At 65.3% G+C, this 19,597-nt stretch carries 21 protein-coding genes; 11 read left to right on the top strand and 10 right to left on the bottom strand.

Annotated features, from left to right (window positions below; translation table 11 throughout):
* Positions 1-113: 113 nt before the first annotated feature.
* From ACFQ3C_RS03185 to ACFQ3C_RS03175, 3 genes are all read right to left on the bottom strand, one after another.
* Positions 114-1,775: a tetratricopeptide repeat protein gene (locus ACFQ3C_RS03185; RefSeq protein ID WP_380788977.1), complete on the bottom strand. Its 1,662-nt coding sequence runs from the start codon at positions 1,773-1,775 to the stop codon at positions 114-116.
* Positions 1,776-2,020: 245 nt separating this feature from the next.
* Positions 2,021-3,160 carry a tRNA guanosine(34) transglycosylase Tgt gene (tgt, locus tag ACFQ3C_RS03180; protein ID WP_380788976.1) on the bottom strand — a complete coding sequence of 380 codons (1,140 nt, stop codon included), beginning with the start codon at positions 3,158-3,160 and terminating at the stop codon, positions 2,021-2,023.
* 91 nt (positions 3,161-3,251) lie between these two features.
* The gene (locus ACFQ3C_RS03175; RefSeq protein WP_380788975.1) at positions 3,252-3,389 is read right to left on the bottom strand and encodes a hypothetical protein; all 138 of its coding nucleotides are present in this window, start codon (positions 3,387-3,389) and stop codon (positions 3,252-3,254) included.
* Here ACFQ3C_RS03175 and ACFQ3C_RS03170 point away from each other — a divergent pair.
* The 4 genes from ACFQ3C_RS03170 to tpiA all read left to right on the top strand — a co-directional run bounded on the left by ACFQ3C_RS03170 (position 3,388) and on the right by tpiA (position 5,431).
* Positions 3,388-3,576, top strand: coding sequence for a hypothetical protein (locus ACFQ3C_RS03170; protein ID WP_380788974.1), 189 nt, complete (start codon positions 3,388-3,390; stop codon positions 3,574-3,576). The two genes, ACFQ3C_RS03175 and ACFQ3C_RS03170, sit on opposite strands and share 2 nt — an antisense overlap.
* Before the next feature lie 149 nt (positions 3,577-3,725).
* Positions 3,726-4,088, top strand: coding sequence for an SUF system Fe-S cluster assembly protein (locus ACFQ3C_RS03165; RefSeq protein ID WP_380788973.1), 363 nt, complete (start codon positions 3,726-3,728; stop codon positions 4,086-4,088).
* Positions 4,089-4,129: 41 nt separating this feature from the next.
* A complete protein-coding gene (locus tag ACFQ3C_RS03160; RefSeq protein ID WP_380788972.1) occupies positions 4,130-4,510 on the top strand; it encodes a HesB/IscA family protein in 381 nt (126 codons plus the stop codon).
* A gap of 162 nt (positions 4,511-4,672) precedes the next feature.
* The gene (tpiA, locus tag ACFQ3C_RS03155; protein WP_380788971.1) at positions 4,673-5,431 is read left to right on the top strand and encodes a triose-phosphate isomerase; all 759 of its coding nucleotides are present in this window, start codon (positions 4,673-4,675) and stop codon (positions 5,429-5,431) included.
* A gap of 75 nt (positions 5,432-5,506) precedes the next feature.
* Here the strand turns inward: tpiA and ACFQ3C_RS03150 are convergent, their stop codons facing one another.
* The 5 genes from ACFQ3C_RS03150 to ACFQ3C_RS03130 all read right to left on the bottom strand — a co-directional run bounded on the left by ACFQ3C_RS03150 (position 5,507) and on the right by ACFQ3C_RS03130 (position 12,016).
* Positions 5,507-6,883 (bottom strand): TRAP transporter large permease, encoded by a 1,377-nt coding sequence (locus tag ACFQ3C_RS03150; RefSeq protein WP_380788970.1) that lies wholly within the window; start codon positions 6,881-6,883, stop codon positions 5,507-5,509.
* Positions 6,884-7,579 carry a TRAP transporter small permease gene (locus ACFQ3C_RS03145; RefSeq protein WP_380788969.1) on the bottom strand — a complete coding sequence of 232 codons (696 nt, stop codon included), beginning with the start codon at positions 7,577-7,579 and terminating at the stop codon, positions 6,884-6,886.
* Positions 7,580-7,671: 92 nt separating this feature from the next.
* A complete protein-coding gene (locus ACFQ3C_RS03140; protein ID WP_380788968.1) occupies positions 7,672-8,667 on the bottom strand; it encodes a DctP family TRAP transporter solute-binding subunit in 996 nt (331 codons plus the stop codon).
* A gap of 338 nt (positions 8,668-9,005) precedes the next feature.
* Complete coding sequence (locus tag ACFQ3C_RS03135) at positions 9,006-10,250, bottom strand: sigma-54-dependent transcriptional regulator (RefSeq protein WP_380788967.1); 1,245 nt, start codon at positions 10,248-10,250, stop codon at positions 9,006-9,008.
* A complete protein-coding gene (locus ACFQ3C_RS03130; protein ID WP_380788966.1) occupies positions 10,247-12,016 on the bottom strand; it encodes a sensor histidine kinase in 1,770 nt (589 codons plus the stop codon). The genes ACFQ3C_RS03135 and ACFQ3C_RS03130 overlap by 4 nt, the downstream gene beginning before the upstream one ends.
* 60 nt (positions 12,017-12,076) lie before the next feature.
* Between ACFQ3C_RS03130 and ACFQ3C_RS03125 the strand changes: the two genes are divergently transcribed.
* On the top strand, positions 12,077-13,264 hold the full coding sequence (locus ACFQ3C_RS03125) for a cytochrome P450 (protein WP_380788965.1): 1,188 nt from the start codon (positions 12,077-12,079) through the stop codon (positions 13,262-13,264).
* Positions 13,265-13,344: 80 nt separating this feature from the next.
* Here the strand turns inward: ACFQ3C_RS03125 and ACFQ3C_RS03120 are convergent, their stop codons facing one another.
* Positions 13,345-13,806: an Lrp/AsnC family transcriptional regulator gene (locus tag ACFQ3C_RS03120; protein WP_380788964.1), complete on the bottom strand. Its 462-nt coding sequence runs from the start codon at positions 13,804-13,806 to the stop codon at positions 13,345-13,347.
* A 168-nt stretch (positions 13,807-13,974) separates the two neighbouring features.
* On the opposite strand from ACFQ3C_RS03120, the gene ACFQ3C_RS03115 reads away from it, so the two are divergent.
* The 5 genes from ACFQ3C_RS03115 to ACFQ3C_RS03095 all read left to right on the top strand — a co-directional run bounded on the left by ACFQ3C_RS03115 (position 13,975) and on the right by ACFQ3C_RS03095 (position 17,972).
* The gene (locus ACFQ3C_RS03115) at positions 13,975-14,280 is read left to right on the top strand and encodes a DUF2849 domain-containing protein (RefSeq protein WP_380788963.1); all 306 of its coding nucleotides are present in this window, start codon (positions 13,975-13,977) and stop codon (positions 14,278-14,280) included.
* Positions 14,273-15,940, top strand: a complete 1,668-nt coding sequence (locus tag ACFQ3C_RS03110) for a nitrite/sulfite reductase (protein WP_380788962.1) — start codon at positions 14,273-14,275, stop codon at positions 15,938-15,940. Before ACFQ3C_RS03115 ends, ACFQ3C_RS03110 begins: the two co-directional genes overlap by 8 nt.
* Positions 15,930-16,673 carry a phosphoadenylyl-sulfate reductase gene (locus tag ACFQ3C_RS03105; protein ID WP_380788961.1) on the top strand — a complete coding sequence of 248 codons (744 nt, stop codon included), beginning with the start codon at positions 15,930-15,932 and terminating at the stop codon, positions 16,671-16,673. The genes ACFQ3C_RS03110 and ACFQ3C_RS03105 overlap by 11 nt, the downstream gene beginning before the upstream one ends.
* A complete protein-coding gene (locus tag ACFQ3C_RS03100; protein ID WP_380788960.1) occupies positions 16,670-17,083 on the top strand; it encodes a DUF934 domain-containing protein in 414 nt (137 codons plus the stop codon). Before ACFQ3C_RS03105 ends, ACFQ3C_RS03100 begins: the two co-directional genes overlap by 4 nt.
* Before the next feature lie 70 nt (positions 17,084-17,153).
* Positions 17,154-17,972, top strand: coding sequence for a ferredoxin--NADP reductase (locus ACFQ3C_RS03095; protein WP_380789117.1), 819 nt, complete (start codon positions 17,154-17,156; stop codon positions 17,970-17,972).
* 86 nt (positions 17,973-18,058) lie between these two features.
* On the opposite strand, the gene ACFQ3C_RS03090 is transcribed toward ACFQ3C_RS03095, so the two are convergent.
* Entirely contained in the window at positions 18,059-18,697 is a 639-nt protein-coding gene (locus tag ACFQ3C_RS03090) for a translation initiation factor 3 (protein WP_380788959.1), read from the bottom strand.
* 198 nt (positions 18,698-18,895) lie between these two features.
* Between ACFQ3C_RS03090 and infC the strand changes: the two genes are divergently transcribed.
* The gene (gene infC / locus ACFQ3C_RS03085) at positions 18,896-19,441 is read left to right on the top strand and encodes a translation initiation factor IF-3 (protein WP_380789116.1); all 546 of its coding nucleotides are present in this window, start codon (positions 18,896-18,898) and stop codon (positions 19,439-19,441) included.
* Positions 19,442-19,597: the final 156 nt, after the last annotated feature.

Here is a 19,597-nt window from a genome sequence, read left to right as displayed (position 1 = left end):
CACTCCGGTTTCAAGCGCTGGCCCCTGACACTTGTGCCTAGAATGCCCCCGCGCTTCGGTCAGGGCAAGGCGCGAAATGCGCATGATTTGATCATTGGCGGACAAGCGCGCCCTCAAACGGCGCGACCTCGGGCGCAGAAACACGACACCTCGACCGGCAGATCGGACCTGGCCTGGGCAAGGTCCAGCCGCTGGCGGATCAGCAGCGCCTCGGCCGTGGCATCGGCTCCGCGCGCCTTGAGGCAATCCATCAGACCGCGCAGCGCCCAGATGTTGTCGGGATGCACCTGCGCCCGCGTCAGGTTGCCCCCCAGACCCAGGTCTTCGCGATAGACCGCCTCGGCCTCCGCCACGCGCCCCTGTTCCAGCAAAAGCGCGCCCAGCGCGTGGCGCGTGGGCTGCATCCAGCCCCAGGGCTCGTCATAGGGCAGGTTGTCATCTGCCGCGACCGAGGCGCGCAGATGCGCGAAGGCCGCGTCGTAATTGCCCTGCCGGTATGCGATCTCACCCGACAGCATCTCCTCGGCGATGGCGAAAAGGTCCTGGCAGGTGTTGTTGTGCAAAAGCCGCGTGTCGGGCACACGGGCGCGGGCGGCCCGGAACAGCGCCTGTTCCGCCAGCGCCCGGTCGACCTGGCCCAATGCGGCATGCGCCACGCCCCTGGCGTAAGGGATCATCGCCGTCAGGTTCGAGAAAAGCACCGGGTCATCGGGCAAATCCTGCGCGATGATCTCCTCCCACTTGCCGAAACGCACCAGCACATGCTGCTTGACCGCCAGATAGCTTTCGAAGAAATCCGCCATCGGCGGTGACGGGATGCGCAGAAACTCTGCGGGCATCGTGGCGATCAGTTCCTCGGCCGCCGCCAGGGCGGGCCGGTACTGTCCCAGGAACATCGCACCATAGACCGCGAAATGGTAATCATGCACGCGGTAGCCGGTGTAGAAATTCATCACCCCTTCACGGTCCAGGTATTTGCGATCCGCCACGATGGCCGCCTGGTTCCAATGCAAGGCGTCGTGGTAATTGCCGCACAGCACGTCGATATGCGTGGGCATATGCACCAGATGACCCGCATCCGGCACCAGGGTTCGCAGAATATCCGCCGCCTGCAACGCCTTTTCGGGAAACGGCGACATCTCCATCAGATGCACATAGAGATGCAGGATACCGGGATGACCCATCGCGCCGGGCAGATCGCGCATGGCCCCTTCCAGCAGGGCGCGCACCTCGGCCGTCGCGGCCTTGGCCGCGGGCTGGCCGGTCTTCAGGTCCCACATCTGCCAGGGGGTCAGGTCCATGATCGCCTCTGCGGTGACCGACAGGATATCAAGATCGCCCGGATGCGCCCGTTGCGCCGCGCGCATGGCATCGGCAAAGGCCCGGTCCCAGGGCCGCATGTCGGGGATGGGTACGGCCTGCGGATAGCGCGCGGCCAGCGCGCGGATCAGCGCGGCCTCGGGCGGGGTGACGGTTTCGATCACATCCAGCGCCGCCTGGGTGGCCGCATGGGCGCGCGCCAGCGCCGCCGCCTTGCCCGGCTCATCGTAAAGCACCCAGGGCATGTTGTAATTCGGCCCCATCGCATAGGCGATGCCCCAATGGGCCATGGCGCAGCCGGGATCGGCCTCCAGCGCGCGCTGGAAACACGCCACCGCTTCCTCGTGATTGAAGCCGAAGGTCCAGTTCAGCCCCCGGTCGAACCAGGTTTGCGCCTGAGGCGATGCTGTGCTGACGCGCCGCCCGTAGCTACCCAGATCATAGCCGTAATCCATCCCCTGCCCCCCTTTGCGCCTGCCGCAGCGGCAGATGGATATTTAAGGCAAGAAGAAACCGAATGTTAAGGTTAATCCGCCAGAATGATCACGCGGTACAGGCGGGGACGCCGATGACCGTGCAAGGAGAAACCCCCTTCCGCGCCCGCCACCGGCCCCTCTGCCGCCCGGCCCCGTGCGGAAGGGGCGCAGGGCCTGCCCGTTTCTTCTTGCCTCAAATATCCATGCCGCCCTTGCGGCCAGGCTTAAAGCGGCGGGATATCCCCTTCGGCCCGCCGGGCGTGGAAATCGGCCTCGAATGCGGCGAAACGCTGTGCCGCGATGGCATCGCGCATGCCCTGCATCAGGTCCTGATAGTAATGCAGGTTGTGCCATGTCAGCAGCATGCCCGAGATCATCTCGCCCGCGCGGAACACATGGTGCAGGTAGGCGCGGCTGTAGCCCCGGCAGGCGGGACAGGTGCACCCCTCGTCCAGGGGGCGCGGATCGTCCTGGTGGCGCGCGTTCTTGATGTTGACTACGCCGTGCCGGGTGAAAGCCTGGCCGGTGCGCCCGGATCGCGAGGGCAGCACGCAATCCATCATGTCGATGCCGCGCTTGACCGCGCCCACGATGTCGTCGGGCTTGCCCACGCCCATCAGGTAGCGCGGCTTGTCTTGCGGAAGCATGTCGGGCGCATAGTCCAGCACGCCGAACATCGCCTCCTGCCCCTCGCCCACGGCAAGGCCGCCCACGGCATAGCCGTCAAAGCCGATGGCGCGCAGCGCCTCGGCGCTCTCGGCGCGCAAATCCTGCGTCACGCCGCCCTGCTGGATCCCGAACAGCGCATGGCCCGGCCGGTCCCCGAAAGCATCGCGTGATCGCTGCGCCCAGCGCATCGACAGGCGCATGGCGCGGGCCACCTCGGCATCGGTGGCGGGCAGCGCGGGGCATTCGTCGAAGCACATGACGATGTCACTGCCCAGAAGGCGCTGGATCTCCATGCTGCGTTCGGGGCTGAGGTGGTGGCGCGATCCGTCGATATGCGATTTGAAGGTGACGCCTTCCTCGGTCAGCTTGCGCAGCGCGGCCAGACTCATGACCTGAAAGCCGCCGCTGTCGGTCAGGATCGGCTTGTCCCAGTTCATGAAACGGTGCAGGCCGCCCAGCCGGTCGATCCGTTCCGCGGTAGGGCGCAGCATCAGGTGATAGGTATTGCCCAGCAGGATGTCGGCGCCGGTCGCGGCGACGCTTTCGGGCAGCATCCCCTTGACCGTCGCCGCCGTGCCAACGGGCATGAACGCCGGTGTGCGGATCGTGCCGCGCGGCGTCGTGATCGCCCCGGTGCGCGCCTTGCCATCGGTCGCCGTGAGGTCGAAGCGAAACCGCCCTGCCGTCTGTGTCATCTGTCAGCCTCTTGTGCCCATCGTCGCATGCGCCCCCTATGGGACGTTTTGCGCCAAATGCCAAGACGGCAGGCCGGTGGGCGCGGGGCCGCTACTTGACGGATTTGCCGCCAACGCTCAGCGCGGTCTTTCCCGCGCCGGAATTGGCTGTCGCCAGAACCCGCGGCTTTTCCTGCTTGGGTTTCTTGGCTTCCTTGTTGCCTTTGGTCTTGTTGCCTTTTTTGGACATGACCGGTTCCTTCCGGCTGAAGCGCCGCGCGGCGGATGCCGTGCGGGTCGATCCCGGCCATCACCCGCGTGACCACCCCGCACGAAAGCTGCGGGATAACGGCACGGGGGCGAATGAAAAAACGACCGGGGGCAGGCAGGCGGCGGGCCGGGTCAGCCTCGGCGCGCAGCACACCATCCAAAGATAGGCTTGCGGGCCTTGCGTTGCAAGAGCGGCGCCTGATGCCGGGCGTCCCGCCCAATCTTGCCACCGATGCCGCGGCGACACTGGACGAATCCGCCCCCTATCCTTATATGTTCAGTCAGGAAATCCGCAGGACAGACCCCAGGACAAAGAATGACCCAGAATGCAGAGCCGCTTGAAGGCACCCCGTTGATCGCCCCCTCAAGCACCGATCACCCGCTCTACGACCAGGTCGTCGAGGCCTGCCGCTCGGTGTATGACCCGGAAATCCCGGTCAATATCTATGATCTGGGGCTGGTCTACACCATCGACATCAACCCGCAGAACGAAGTGCGCGTGATCATGTCCCTGACGGCCCCCGGCTGCCCCGTGGCCGGCGAGATGCCGGGCTGGGTCGCCGATGCGATCGAGCCGCTGCCGGGCGTCAAGCATGTGGATGTGGAACTGACCTGGGAGCCCCAGTGGGGCATGGACATGATGAGCGACGAAGCCCGGCTTGAGCTGGGGTTCATGTGATCCGGCCCGCAGGGCCGACGAAACGCTGAGAGGCTGGAACGATGTTCGCCATACCCGGAAAACAGGCTGTCACCATCACCGAGGCCGCCGCGCGCCAGATCGCGCGACTGATGCAGAAGGATGGCCACAAGGGCCTGCGCATCGGCGTCAAGAAAGGCGGCTGCGCGGGGATGGAATACACGATGGAATATGCCTCGGACGTCAACCCGATGGACGAGGTCGTGGAACAGGACGGCGCGCGGGTGATGATCGCGCCGATGGCGCAGATGTTCCTGTTCGGCACGCAGATCGACTATCAGACATCGCTGCTGGAATCGGGGTTCAAGTTCAACAACCCCAATGTCGAGGATGCCTGCGGTTGCGGCGAATCGATCAAGTTCAAGGATGTCGAGGCCCTCGCCGCGGAACGCGGCGAAAACTGACAGCTCGCGGAACGCGGCGAAAACTGACAGCTCGCGGAACGCGGCGAAAACTGACAGCTCGCAGAACGCGGCGACAGCCGATCGGGTGGATGGCCGGCTTCGGTCTGGAATTGCGCGCCCCCTGTCTGTAAGGAAAGGCGGCAACGGAACGGAGGGCGGCACATGCGGCGCAAGATGGCGGCGGGCAACTGGAAGATGAACGGTCTGCTGGCCGATCTGGTGCAGCTGGACCGCATCGCGGCGACCTGCCCCGCACCTGACGCCGATCTGCTGATCTGCCTGCCTGCCAGCCTGATCCATCCCGCATCGCAACAGGTCCGTCACAGCGCCATGATGATCGGCGCGCAGGATTGCCACTGGAACGCGGCGGGCGCGCATACGGGCGACATCTCGGCCGTGCAACTGGCAGATGCCGGTGCTGCGGCCGTGATCCTTGGCCATTCCGAGCGTCGCGCCGATCACCAGGAGGACGGCGCCACGGTGCGCGCCAAGGCGCAGGCCGCCCAGGCGTCTGGCCTGATCGCGGTGATCTGTGTGGGCGAGACACTGGCCGAGCGTGACGCCGGCGCCACGCTGGATGTGATCGGCGCGCAGCTTGATGCCTCGGTGCCCGACAGCGCCACCGCCGACAGCGTGGTGATCGCCTATGAACCCGTCTGGGCCATCGGTACGGGCCGCATCGCCACCACCGACCAGATCGCCGAGGTGCATGCCTTCCTGCGCGCGCGCCTGATCGACCGTTTCAGCCCGCAGACAGGCGGCGCGATCCGGCTGCTTTATGGCGGCTCGGTCAAGCCCGACAATGCCGCGCAGATCTTTGCCGTGCCAGAGGTGGACGGTGCTTTGGTCGGCGGTGCCAGCCTGACGGCGGATGATTTCTGCCCCATCGTGGCCGCGCTCGAGGCCAGTCGGACCTCCTGAAAACGAACCACGTCAAAATGAAGAACGGCGCGAGGTTGCCCCCGCGCCGTTTTGCGTTTCCGTGACCCTGGCGCGCTAGCGCACCAGTATCTCTGGTCCCATCATCAGTGTCGGCAACCACGTCGAGATGATCGGCACATAGGTGATCAGGATCAGGAACACGAACAGGACCGCCAGGAAGGGCAGCGCCGCGCGCACGACGCGCATCATCGGCATGCCCGCCACGCCCGAGGTCACGAACAGGTTCAGACCCACCGGCGGCGTGATCATCCCGATCTCCATGTTCACCACCATGATGATGCCCAGATGGATCGGGTCGATCCCCAGTTCCATCGCGATCGGGAAGACCAGCGGTGCCACGATCACGATCAGCCCCGAGGGTTCCATGAACTGTCCGCCGATCAGCAGGATCACGTTCACGATCACCAGGAACATGACCGGGCCGAACCCCGCCGCCAGCATGGCGCCCGCGATCTGCTGCGGGATCTGCTCGTCGGTCAGCACATGCTTGAGGATCAGCGCGTTGGCGATGATGAACATCAGCGTGACCGTCAGCTTGCCCGCCTCGAACAGGGTGTTGCGAATGTCACGATGAAAGAAGGCCGTGACCAGCGCGATGGGTCTGTCCAGCAGGGTCAGGTTGCGCTCGCCCTCGGGACGGGCCAGCGGGCCCATGTCACGATAGACGAAGCAGGCGATCAGGAAGGCATAGACCGCCGCCACCGCTGCCGCCTCGGTCGGGGTGAAGATACCGCCATAGATACCGCCCAGGATGATGACGATCAGCATCAGCCCGAAGCCCGCATCACGGCCCGAGGCCCAGACCTCGCCCCAGCCCAGCCACTCGCCCTTGGGCAGGTTGCGGACACGCGCGATGACATAGATCGTGACCATCAGCATGAAGCCGGCCAGAAGGCCCGGAATGACGCCCGCGAGGAACATACGTCCCACCGACACATCCGTGGCCGAGGCATAGACCACCATCACGATGGACGGCGGGATCAGGATGCCCAGCGTGCCTGCCACCGCGATCACGCCAGCGGCGAAATCGCGGGTATAGCCGACCTGCCGCATACCCGCGATCACGATCGTGCCGATCGCCACCACGGTGGCGGGGCTGGATCCCGACAGGGCCGCGAACATCATGCAGGCAAACACGCCCGCGATGGCCAGACCGCCCGGCAGATGGCCCACCAGCGCGATGGAAAAGCGGATGATCCGCCGCGCCACGCCGCCCGTGGACATGAAGCTTGACGCCAGCACGAAGAAGGGGATCGCCAGCAAGGTGTAATGCCCGGCCATGCCGTTATAGAGCGAGGCCGCCACCGCCGCCAGCGAGGTATCGCTGAGCGCCAGCATGAACAGGATGGAAGACAGGCCCAGCGACACGGCGATCGGCACGCCGATCAGCATGAGGCCGATGACCATCGTGAAAAGGATGAAGACGTCCATTTACTGCTCCTGTTCCCGACGGTTCCGGGCCATTTCGTCAAGCGCGTCCTCGACTTCATGGCTGACGATCATGCTCTGCTGCTCGCCCTTCACGATGCGGATCGTGACCTGGATGATGCGGAACAGCATCAGCAAGGAGGCAATCGGCAGGATCATGTAGGGAATAGCGCGCGGCAACTTGGAATAGGTTTCGCCCTGGTTGATCGCATCCTCCAGAAAGCGCAGCCATTCCAGCATGGGCACCTGATCGGTTTCGAAGAAGGCGCGATCCCGCGTTCCGGCATCGAATCCGGTGGGGAACCAATGGCCCGTGGTCTGCTGCAACCCGGCGAAAGGCGCCCAGTAATCCCAGGCTCCCTTGGCGATCAGCATCGCATAGGCCAGGCAGCATGCGGCCGCCAGCAGCGCCAGGACATAGCGCGCCCGTGGCGACACGATCGAGATGATTGCATCCACGCCCAGGTTCGCCGTGACCTTGAACGCATAGGTGATGCCGAACAGCACCAGCCACGCAAACAGGATCAGAACGACCTCAAGGCCCCAGATCACCATCGAGTTGAAGACATAGCGCATGATGACGTTGACGAAGGTCAGCAGCGTCATCAACCCGAGCATCACCGCGATGGCGGTTTCCTCGAACTCATGCACGACCTTCCCCAGCATGCTGCGCGGCTCGTATCGGCCTGGCCCAGACATCGGTAGTCCCCCATGTTGTAATGATTTCGTGTTCCGCATCCGGAACGACGGGGCGCGCCTGTTGTGGCGCACCCCGGTGTGATCCGGTCGGATCAGTTGTTGAAGGCTTGTGCCGCAGCGATGTTCTCGGCGCCGACTTCGGCCTCAAACTGCGCCCAGACGGGCTTCATCGCTTCAACCCATGCCGCACGCTGCTCGGGTGTCAGCTCGACGATCTTGCCGCCGGCATCCAGGATCGACTGACGTGCAGCACGGTCCACTTCCAGAACGGCCGCGTTGCGCGCGGTGGTGACTTCGTCAAGGATGGTGGCCAGCTGGTCACGCACGTCGGCGTCCAGCGATTCCCACCAGTCGACACTGGTCACGACCATGTAGTCGATGATGCCGTGGTTGGTTTCGGTGACACCGTCCTGCACTTCGAAGAACTTCTGGCCGTAGATGTTGGACCAGCTGTTTTCCTGACCATCGACAACGCCGGTCTGCAGCGCGCCGTAGACTTCGGCAAAGGCCATCGGCTGTGCGGTGGCGCCCAGCGCGTTCATCTGCGCGACCAGCACGTCGGACGGCTGCACGCGGAACTTCAGGCCCTTCGCATCTTCGGGCATGATCAGCGGCTTGTTGGCCGAGAACTGCTTCATCCCGTTGTGCCAGAAGCCCAGGCCCAGAACGCCACGGCGGGTCATCGACTGCAGCATCTCCTGGCCGGTGCCCGATGCCTGGAACGCGTCCACGGCCGCGATGTCCTTGAACATGAAGGGCAGGTCAAACAGGCGGAACTGCTTGGTGATCGGCTCGAACAGCGACAGCGAGGGGGCCGCGAACTGAACGTCGCCCTGCAGCATCGCTTCCAGGACCTTCTCGTCCGTGTAGAGCGTGGAGTTCGGGAAGACCTCCATGCAGGCCTTGCCGTTCATCTCGGTGTTCACGCGCTCGGCCAGAAGCGTGGCGGCGATGCCCTTGGGGTGCTTGTCCGAGTTGGTCACGTGGCTGAACTTGATGACGATCTCACCCGGATCACAGGCTGCTGCGGCAGCCCCTGCGGTCACGGTAAGTGCCAGTGCCATTGCGGCGGATGTCAGGAATTTCATAGGTCTCTCCTCCCAGAATTGAGACGTTGCATGTCTTGCCCCCACGGGGGGCGCTGCGGTGCAAACACTGACCGCAATCACGCAAGTCTCAAGCAAATGTGCGCGATTCACGGGCGGTTTGAGAAAACCCATATAAGGCAATCACTTACCCATGCACTCAGCGCATGGCGGCGTTGCGCGCAACGCCGGCCGTGCGGAAATCCGCACAGGCATGAGGCCGATATTGCGGAAATCCGCACAGAGCGAAACGAATCAGTGGCACGAATCGGTTTTATCGATTCCCCGGCTGCCCCCCATACGCCCCCGGTTGCGCCCCCGTGGCGCCCCCGTCGCGCGGTTCAGCGAAAATCCTCGGGGCGCAGGCCATAGCGCGTCAGCTTGTCGTAAAGCGTCTTGCGTGGCAGCTTCAACTCGCGCGCGGCCTCGGCCGCGCGACCCGCATGCCGCCGCAGCGCCGCCACGAGGATCGAGCGTTCGACCTGGGCCATCTGTTCGGCAAGACCGCGCCCCGCATCCTGCCCGTCAACATCATCGCCGCCTGTTCCGGCCTCAAGCCCAAGCGCGAACCGCATCGCGGCCGACATCAGCGCGCGGGCATTGCCCGGCCAATCCCTGGCCATCAGCGCGCCGATCACCTCGGGCCCGACCGGCGGCGGGGTCAGCCCCGCCTGTTCGCTGGCCAGGGCCACGTAATGGCGAAACAGGATCGGAATATCCTGCGGCCGTTCGGACAGGGCGGGGATCTGCACCGGCATCACGTCCAGCCGGTAGTAGAGATCCGGGTTCATCCGGCCTTCCGCGACCATCGCCGCCAGGTCACCGCTGCTGCCCGCGATCAGGCGCATGTCCTGACCGGTCTCAAGCTGTTCCAGCAGGGCAAATTGTGCATCCGCGGGCATGGCGCCCAGTTCATCCAGAAACAGGCTGCCCCCCTTGGCGCTGTCGATCGCGGCGGCGACACCGGCCGCATCCAGCCCGGCGGCGGGTACCTTGACGAAAGGCCCCTTGGCCATGGCGGAACACAGGTGAATGACCTCGGCCACCTTGGAAATGCCGCTGCCGGGCGGGCCGCTGACCAGCACCTCGGCGCGGGTGCGCGCCACGGCACGCACCCTGTCACGCAGCGCCACGGCCAGCGGCGATGTGCCGAACAGCATCCGCGCCGCCGGATCGCCCGCCTCAAGCTGGGCCTTCAGACGGCGGTTTTCCAGCACCAGCGCGCGGGTTTTCAGCGCGCGCTCGACCTCGGCCAGAAGATCGGCGGCAGCGCAGGGTTTTTCCAGAAAGCCGAAAGCCCCCTGCCCCATGGCGCGCACGGCCATGGGAATATCCCCCTCACCCGTCAGCAGGATCACCGGCAGATCGGGATCAATCTTGCGGCTGTGTTGCAACAGGAAGAACCCGTCGCGCCCCGGCATCCGGATATCGGACAGGATCACCCCCTCGAACCCTTCCGAGATATGGTCCTTGGCTTCGATGAAACTGCCGGTGCAGCGCGGGCTGAGATCGGCCAGCTCAAGCGTCTGGGCCAGCGCCTCGCGCACGGCGGCGTCATCGTCGACGATCAGCACCTGCCGGATCATGCCGCGACCTCCGGGGCGGGCATGTCAGGGCGCGCGGCGGGCGTCAGTTCCACCGTGAAGATGGCGCCACCCTCGGGTCGGTTGCGGCCACGGATGGCGCCGCCAAAGCTCTGCACCAGCCCGTAGGAGATCGACAGCCCCAGCCCCATCCCCTCGGCCGCGCCAACGGCCTTTGTGGTGTAGAACGGATCGAATATCTTCTCGGGCTCCTCGATCCCGGGCCCGGTGTCGGCCACCTCCAGCAGCACCCGCTCATCCTGGTGGCGCAACGAGATCTGAATGCGCCGCACCGGCAGACCCGCCATCGCATCGGCGGCGTTCCCGATCAGGTTGACCAGAACCTGGCCCAGCCGCACCTCGCCGCCCAGCACATGGATCGGCGCGGGCGGGGCCCAGTCCACGGTGATCCCGTCGCGCGCCAGGCGCGTTTCCGACAACTCCAGCGCGGCATTGATCACGGCCACCAGATCGACCCGGCCCATCGGCTCGCTTTCCTGCCGGGCAAAGGCGCGCAGGTTGCGGATGATGCGCGCCATGCGATGGGCCAGATCGCCGATGCGGCGCAGGTTCTGGGCCGCCACCTCGGGCTTGCCACGCTCCAGCAGGGCCGCGCCATTCTCGGCATATTGGCGGATCGCCATCAGGGGCTGGTTCAACTCGTGGCTGATGCCCGCGCTCATCTGCCCCAGCGCCGACAGCTTGCCCGCCTGCACCAGATCGTCCTGCGCCTTTTTCAATGCAGCTTCGGCCGCGATACGCTCGCTGACCTCGCGGCGCAACGCGGCATTGGCGCCAGACAGCTCGCGCGTGCGCTCGGCCACGCGCCCCTCCAGGCGCGCATTGGCCAGGGCCAGGGTGCGCCGCCGTTCGGTCGCCAGGAACAGCAGCGCGCCAAAGGCCAGGCAGACGGCCGCCACCAGACCGGCCTGCAACATGGCCAGCCGTCGCGCGGGCTCGACATCCACCAGCGCCTCGGCGCGCATGCCGATCACCGGCAGATCGCGTGACAGATGCATTGCGCGTTCCGGGATATAGGGGCTCCAGTTTTCATGCCAGATCACGTGATCGCCCTGACGCGTAAAGGAAAATTCACCCGCCGTCCCCTCGGGCGGCGAAAGGCCCACCTGCCCCGGCGCGCGCGTCCACAGCAACAGCTCGGACCGGTTTGTGATGAACACCAGCCCGGCATCATCGGTGAAAAACACCGTGGGGCGCGCGCCGCGCCACTCGGCCTCGACCAGGCCGATATCGGCCAGCACCATGACCGCGCCCTGCACCCGGCCATCGTCACCGAACAGGGGTGCGGCAAAGGTATAGCTGCGTTGCCCGCCCACCGGGTTGATCCCGTGCCCCTCGCCCAGGGCGCCGGTCATCGCGCGCTGGAAAAAGCTGCTGCCGCGCAACTCCGGATCGGCCAGCCCATTGGCGCTGGCCAGCACCCGGCCCTGCCGGTCCGCCAACTGGATATCCATCGCACCGGTCTTGTCCGCCGTCGACACCAGAACCGCGGCCACCGCCGCCCCCTCGCCCGTGGCCAGGGCCTGCGCCAGCGCGGGATGCGCGGCCATGATCACCGCCAGCTGCTGATAAAGCTGCAACTGCCCGGTCAGCCGGTCCGACGCCAGCAACAGGTCAGCCTCGCCGCGCTGCGCCGCCTGGTCCAGCGCCTGCAGGTAACCCGTACGCCAGACTCCGGCCGCGAAAACGGCAACAGCCAGAAGGAACAGGGCAAGAACCGCAATGCGGCGGGTGGTATCGGGTTTCATCCGCACAATCTAGCCGCTGTGGCCTTGCCTTGACCAGAGGGCTCGGGCATCCCTTGGCGCATGTATCGCTGGCAGCAATCCCCCACCGATCCCGCCTTCGTGCAGGATCCCTACCCGGCCTATGCCCGCGCGCGGCGCGACGGCGGCCCGCTGGTCTGGTGGCAGGATTACGACATGCCCTGCGCGCTCAGCCATGGCGCGGTCAACATGATCCTGCGCGACCGCCGCTTCGGCCGCGAAATCCCCGCCGAACTGGCCAGCCCGCCACCCGCGCACCTGGTCGCCTTCCACGCGGTCGAGGATCATTCCATGCTCGAACTGGAACCGCCCCGCCACAAACGGCTGCGGGGGCTGGTGCTGCGGGCCTTCACCTCTGGCCGGATCGCGGGGCTTGCGCCTGACATCGCCGCGCTGGCGCATCGGTTGATCGACGCCTTCCCGCAAGGCGATGCGTTCGATCTGCTGCCCGCCTATGCACAGGCCATCCCGGTCATCACCATCGCGCGTCTGCTGGGCGTACCCGAAGACCGCGCCCCTGACCTGCTCGCCTGGTCCAACGCCATGGTCGGCATGTACCAGGCGCGCCGCACCCGCGCGATGGAGGATGCGGCCGACAGCGCCGCCGCCGCGTTCACCGCCTTCCTGAGCGATCACATCGCAGGGCGGCGCAACCGCCCCGCCGACGATCTGATCACCCATCTGATCGCCGCCGAACAGGACGGCGCGCGCCTGTCCATCCCCGAGATGATATCGACCTGCGTGCTGCTGCTGAACGCCGGACACGAGGCGACGGTACATGCCATCGGCAATGCCACCCGCCTTTTGCTGGCCCAGCCCGACCCGCGCGCGCATCTGGCGCCTGACCGGATCGCGGCCACGGTCGAGGAACTGCTGCGCCTTGATCCGCCTTTGCACATGTTCGCCCGCTACGCCTATGAGGACGTGACCCTGCATGGCCATGCCTTCCGGCGCGGCGACCGTGTGGGCCTTTTGCTGGGCGCGGCCAACCGCGACCCTTCGGCCTGGCAGGATCCAGACCGCTTCGATCCCGCACGTCCGGTCAAGCCGCATATGGGCTTTGGCGCCGGTCTGCATTTCTGCCTCGGCGCGCCGCTGGCGCGGCTGGAAATGCAGATCGCCCTGACCACCCTCTTCGATCGCTGCCCGAACCTGCGCCTGGCCACCGCGCCGCGCTTTGCCGACAGCTACCATTTCCACGGGCTCTCGGCCCTGATGGTCAGCATCTGACCCCCGGTTCTTCTTGCCCTAAATATCCATCCGCCCTGGCCACCCGCCACCACGGGCGGCGGGGGCGGCGGGGGCGCGGATCAGAGTGGCAGCGCGGTGGTGGACTTGATCTGCTCCATCGACAGAAGGGCCGTGACGTTATGCACCTTCACCTCGGAAATCAGCGCCTGGTAGAACGCGTCATAGGCCCGCGCGTTCTTGACCCGCACCTTCAGGATATAGTCGATATCGCCGGCCAGGCGATGCGCCTCCTGCACCTCGGGGCGCTTCTGAAGCGCCTTGAGAAAGGCCGCCTGCCAGGCCGCCTCATGTTCCGATGTGCGGATCAGCACGAAGAAACAGGCCTCGAATCCCAATGCCTCGGCATCAAGGATCACGGTCTGCGGGCCCATGATTCCCGCCTCGCGCATTTTGCGGATTCGGTTCCATACAGGCGTCTTTGAGGACCCCACCTGTTTGGCGATCTCATCCAGCGACTGGCCCGCATCGCGCTGCAACTCTGCCAGAATTTTCCTGTCCGTGGCATCCAACCGGATCGACATTTCCTTTGACTCCGCTTCAGTGGAATTTCATCACGCCAACCCCTCCTGACAGAAACATTGTTCCTTATCTGCCGGTGATACTGGCGCATTACCGGGAATATTTCCTATATTGCGGCAAAGGTCAAACCGAAAACAGACCGCTTCGGAACACGCGTCAAGGAGATGTCCATGCCCCGCTTCACCCCCAAGGTCGTCACGGCCAACGCGCTACTGGAAGGTGACGTGATCTACCTGGCCGCCGATGACAGCTGGACCCGCAGCCTGTCGCAGGCCGAGGTGATCGACGATGAGGCCATCGCCCAGTTGCGCCTGCTGGATGCCCAGCGCCAGCCGCACCGCGTCGTGGGTGCCTATCTGGCGGATGTGATCCCCGGCCCCCGCGGGCCGGAGCCTGCCCATTTCCGCGAGGATTTTCGCCGCAAGGGCCCGTCGAACCATGCCCATGGCAAGCAGGAGGATACAGCGCATGTATGAATATACCGAATTCGACAGGGCCTTTCTGGCCGAACGCAACGCGCAGTTCCGCGCCCAGGTCGCGCGCCGCATTGACGGTTCGCTGACCGAGGATGAATTCAAGCCGCTGCGCCTGATGAACGGTCTCTACCTGCAACTGCATGCCTATATGCTGCGGGTCGCCATTCCCTATGGCACGCTGAATTCCGCCCAGATGCGGCAATTGGCGCTGCTGGCCGAGAAATGGGACAAGGGCTACGGCCATTTCACCACCCGCCAGAACATCCAGTACAACTGGCCCAGGCTGACGGATGTGCCCGACATGCTGGACGCGCTGGCCGAGGTGGGGCTGCACGCGATCCAGACCAGCGGCAACACGATCCGCAACGTCACCGCCGATCATTTCGCAGGTGCCGCCGCGGATGAGCTGGCCGATCCGCGTCCCGTGGCCGAGCTGATCCGCCAATGGTCCACGGATCACCCCGAATTCCAGTTCCTGCCGCGCAAGTTCAAGATCGCCGTGACCGGCAGCCCCAATGACCGCGCCGTGACCCGCGCCCATGATATCGGGCTGCGTATGGTCGAACGGAACGGGGAGGTCGGGTTCGAGGTGATCGTGGGCGGCGGGCTGGGCCGCACCCCGATGATCGGGCAGGTGATCCGGCCTTTCCTGCCACGCGCCGACCTGCTGCCCTATCTCGAGGCGATCGTCAGCGTCTACAACCTGCTGGGACGGCGCGACAACAAATACAAGGCGCGCATCAAGATCACCGTGCATGAGAACGGGATCGACCGCGTCCGCGACCTGGTCGAGGAACGGTTCACCACCCTGCGCCGCGCCTTCAACGGGGCGGATCAGGCGCTTCTGGCAGGGATCGAGCCGCAATTCGCGCCGCCCGCCTTTGCCGCGCGCGACACGCACCCCTATGACATCGCCTATCAGAACGATCCGGTGTTCCGGTCCTGGGCCGATACCAACCTGACCGCGCACCGCCGCGCGGATCATGCGATCGTGTCGATCAGCCTCAAGGCGCATGGCGCGACACCCGGCGATGCCACCGCGGGCCAGATGCGCCTGATGGCCGATCTGGCCGCGCGCTATGCCTATGACGAGCTGCGTATCAGCCACGAACAGAACGTGATCCTGCCCCATGTCGCCCGCGCCGATCTGCCCGCGCTGCATGCCGCGCTGAAAACCGCCGGGCTGGCCACCGCGAATATCGGCCTGATCAGCGATATCATCGCCTGCCCCGGCATGGATTACTGCGCCCTGGCCACGGCCCGGTCGATCCCCGTCGCACAAGAGATCGCAACCCATTTCGACGCGCTCAGGCTCGAGCATGACATCGGCCCGCTCAAGATCAAGATCTCGGGCTGCATCAATGCCTGCGGGCATCACCATGTCGGCCATATCGGCATTCTGGGGCTGGATCGCGCGGGCGTGGAAAACTACCAGATCACGCTGGGCGGCGATGGCACGCAGGATGCGGTGATCGGCGAACGCGCAGGCCCCGGCTTTGCCGCCGAAGATCTGCTGCCCGCCATCGAACGGCTGATCCGCGCCTATCTGGCGCTGCGCGAAGATGCGTCGGAAACCTTCCTTGAGGTCTATCGCCGCCTGGGCCTGGCGCCCTTCAAGGCAGCACTCTACCCGGAGGCACGCGATCGCCATGCCGCTTGAGGCCCCGCTGGAACCCGTCGAGACGCGCGCGGACGATCTGAACCTGCGCTACCGGCACCACGCGGCCAGCGCGGTGCTGCGCCATGCGCTGTCCGATCCCCAAGTGGGCCGGATCGCGCTGGTCAGCTCCTTCGGGGCGGAAAGCGTGGTGCTTTTGCACATGCTGGCCGTGATCGACCGGACCGCGCCGGTGCTGTTCATCGACACCCGGATGCTGTTTCCCGAAACGCTGGACTATCAGCGGCAGGTGGCGGACCGGCTTGGCCTGACGGATCTGCGTATCATCCAGGCCCGGCCCGAGGATCTGGCCCGGCAAGACCCCGCGGGTGACCTGCACGGCAGCAACCCTGATGCCTGCTGCACGCTGCGAAAGACCCAGCCGCTGGAACGCGCGCTTGACGGGTTTGACGCCTGGATCACCGGGCGCAAGCGGTTTCAGGCCGGCACCCGCGCGGCGCTTGAGTTTTTCGAGGCCGATATCGACGGGCGCCTCAAGGTCAATCCGCTGGCCCATTGGGACAAGGCCGATGTGCAGGACTACATGATCAACAACCGCCTGCCGCGTCATCCGCTGGTGGCACGGGGCTATCCCTCGATCGGTTGCGCGCCCTGCACCTCGCCCGTGAAACCCGGCGAGGATGAGCGCGCCGGCCGCTGGCGCGGGGCCGCCAAGGAAGAATGCGGCATCCATTTCGTGAATGGAAAGATGGTCAGGACAGGAGCAGGCCAATGACTTTGAACAGCACCGTGATCGTGCGCGACAGCGGCTTTGTGGCCGATGACTGGACCCTTCCCTTTGCCACCCCGTCGAATGTCACCCCGGACACCCAGGCGTTGGACCTGCCCGCCGAGGCCGATCCGGACGCGCTGGCGCTGGACGGTTTGTGTCTGATCCGCATCCCCTTTGCCAGTTTCGCGGACGGGCGCGGTTTTACCCTGGCTCGCCGCCTGCGCCTGCGCGGCTATCAGGGCCGCTTGCGCGCCTCTGGTCACGTGATCGCCGATCAATATGCCATGGCGCGGCGCGCAGGCTTTGACGAGGTCGAGATTTCCGCCGAACTGGCGGCCCGCCAGCCCGAGGATCAATGGCTGGCCCGTGCCGACTGGCGCGCCCATGACTATCAGGCGCGCCTGCGCGGGTAATCCCGTGCTTTCATCTGACATGGATCAAAGATAGGAAAAGGATGCCGGTTTAGTGCCCGGCATGATGCATATGACCGAAAGCCTGACAGTGACCGAGATTTCGATTCCCAAGACCCCCACCCTGCCCGATGCCCAGACGGTGACATCCGTGACCCATTGGACGGACCGGCTGTTTTCCTTCCGCGTGACGCGCCCGCAAAGCCTGCGGTTCCGGTCGGGCGAATTCGTGATGATCGGCCTGATGGGCGAGAATGGCAAACCCTTGCTGCGCGCCTATTCCATCGCCTCGCCCAGCTGGGACGAGGAGCTGGAGTTCTACTCGATCAAGGTGCAGGACGGGCCGCTGACATCGAAGCTGCAGCATATCCAGCCGGGCGATCAGATCATCCTGCGGCCCAAGCCCGTGGGCACGCTGGTTCTGGACGCGCTGCTGCCGGGCAAGCGGCTGTGGTTCTTCGCCACCGGCACCGGGCTTGCGCCTTTCGCCAGCCTCATGCGCGACCCAGAGACCTATGAGCGTTATGACGAGGTGATCATGATGCACACCTGCCGCGATGTGGCCGAACTGGAATACGGCCGCCAACTGGTCGAAAGCCTGCCCGAGGATCCGCTGATCGGGGAATTCGTGGCCGGAAAGCTGCGCTACTATCCCACCACAACGCGCGAGGACAGCGCGCAGATGGGCCGGATCACCGACAACCTGACCAGCGGCAAGGTCTTCGCCGATCTGGGCATCCCGCCGATCTCGCCTGACACCGATCGCGGGATGGTCTGCGGCTCGCTGGCCTTCAACACCGACATGAAGCAGGTGCTGGAAGGGTTCGGCCTGCGCGAAGGGGCCAATTCGGACCCCGCCGAATATGTCGTGGAAAAGGCTTTCGTCGGCTGATCACGGCAGATCCGGCAAAACAGGCCGCACCGGGCTGCCCCGGCGCGGCCTTTCGCTTGGCGGCCTTTCGCTTGTCTGTGTCGCGATCAGAGACCCAGCGCGCTCCGGGTCTGGTCCAGGGCCAGCCTCAGCAGGTCAGGATTGCCCTGCGCCTGTTCCAGCCCGCTGGTCAGCAATGTTTTTCGCAGATCGCCCAGGTCCGAGGCCGCGACGATGGCGGCGGCACGATCGAAATCGAACCCCTCGACACTCAGCGCGGCCACTACATCCGCCTCGGTCATGCCTGCGTCTGCGGCGACTGACGCAAGCGCCTGAGCGGACGCCTCAGGGCTGGCCGGGGCTGCGCCCGTGGCCGTGTTCAGCGCCTCGCGCGCCGCATCGGCCACGGCCTCGGCGGCGGTATCTGCCGCTGTCGTGGCCTCTTGCACCGCGCGATTGACGGCGCTTGCAGCCTCCTCGGCGATGTCGCGCGCGGCTTGCGTTACGTCCTGCGCGGCGTCCTGCGCCGCCTCGGCGGCCTGGTTGACGGTCTCTTTCGCAGTCGTTTGGGCGGTTTCGGCAGGGGCCGGCGCAGTCTCGGGCGCGGCAGTCGCCGGCGCTTGGGTCGGCGCGGCGGGCGTGGCCGTCTCCACGGCGGGACTGTCGGATGTCCTGTCAGGCAGGGTGATGTAGATGGCAGCACCCGCAACCACGGCCACCGCAGCGGTCAGAATGGTCTTGTTCATGGCTGTCTTCCTTTCTGTGTGGTTGGCGCGCCGCATGATGCGAAACGCCCCTGCCCACCCAGATGAGAACCCCGCCTGCGCGGCGCAACCCGGCACCTGAACCCTCGGCAGGGATCAGCCGATTTGACGCTTGAAGAAAGCTTCGCCCAAGGTTAGGTTGCGACCTCGAAATATGCCAACAAATGAAGGAACAATACCATAGCCCGCAGACCGCATAACGCGCCCCCGCAGCGCGAAACAGGCCCCCGCATCAACGAACGCATCCGCGCCCCCGAAATCCGGCTGATTGGCGCAGATGGCGAGAACGTCGGCGTCGTCACGCCCGAGCGGGCCCTTGTGATGGCCGAAGAAGCGGGCCTTGACCTGGTCGAGATTTCTCCCAATGCCGCGCCGCCGGTCTGCAAGATCATGGATTTCGGCAAGTACAAATACGAGACGCAGAAGCGCGAATCCGAAGCGCGCAAGAAGCAGAAGATCATCGAGATCAAGGAAATCAAGTTCCGCCCGAACACCGACAAGCATGACTATGAGGTCAAGATGCGCTCGGTCTTCAAGTTCCTGGAGGAAGGCGACAAGGTGAAGATCACCCTGCGTTTCCGGGGCCGCGAGATGGCGCACCAGAACCTGGGCCGCGAATTGCTGGAACGGGTCGCCGAGGACACCAAGGAGGTGGGCCGCGTCGAGAACTTCCCCAAGATGGAAGGCCGCCAGATGATCATGCTGATCGGACCGCTGCCGAAGTAATCCGGCCAATATGGCTGATTGAACCGCCCCCGTACACGCGACGCCGGGGCGGTTTTAATTTGGGCCGGGGCCAAAGGCCCGTCCCACGATGGGACATTTCCCGCATAGAGCGTTTTCAATGGGTTACGCGGAGGCGTTCAGGATCTGTTAGGGATG

The sequence above is a fragment of the Seohaeicola saemankumensis genome (genome assembly GCF_042678485.1).
Lineage (GTDB): Bacteria > Pseudomonadota > Alphaproteobacteria > Rhodobacterales > Rhodobacteraceae > Seohaeicola > Seohaeicola saemankumensis.
Note: the sequence above shows the minus strand (reverse complement) of the source record. Positions and strands in the feature narration are given on the sequence as shown.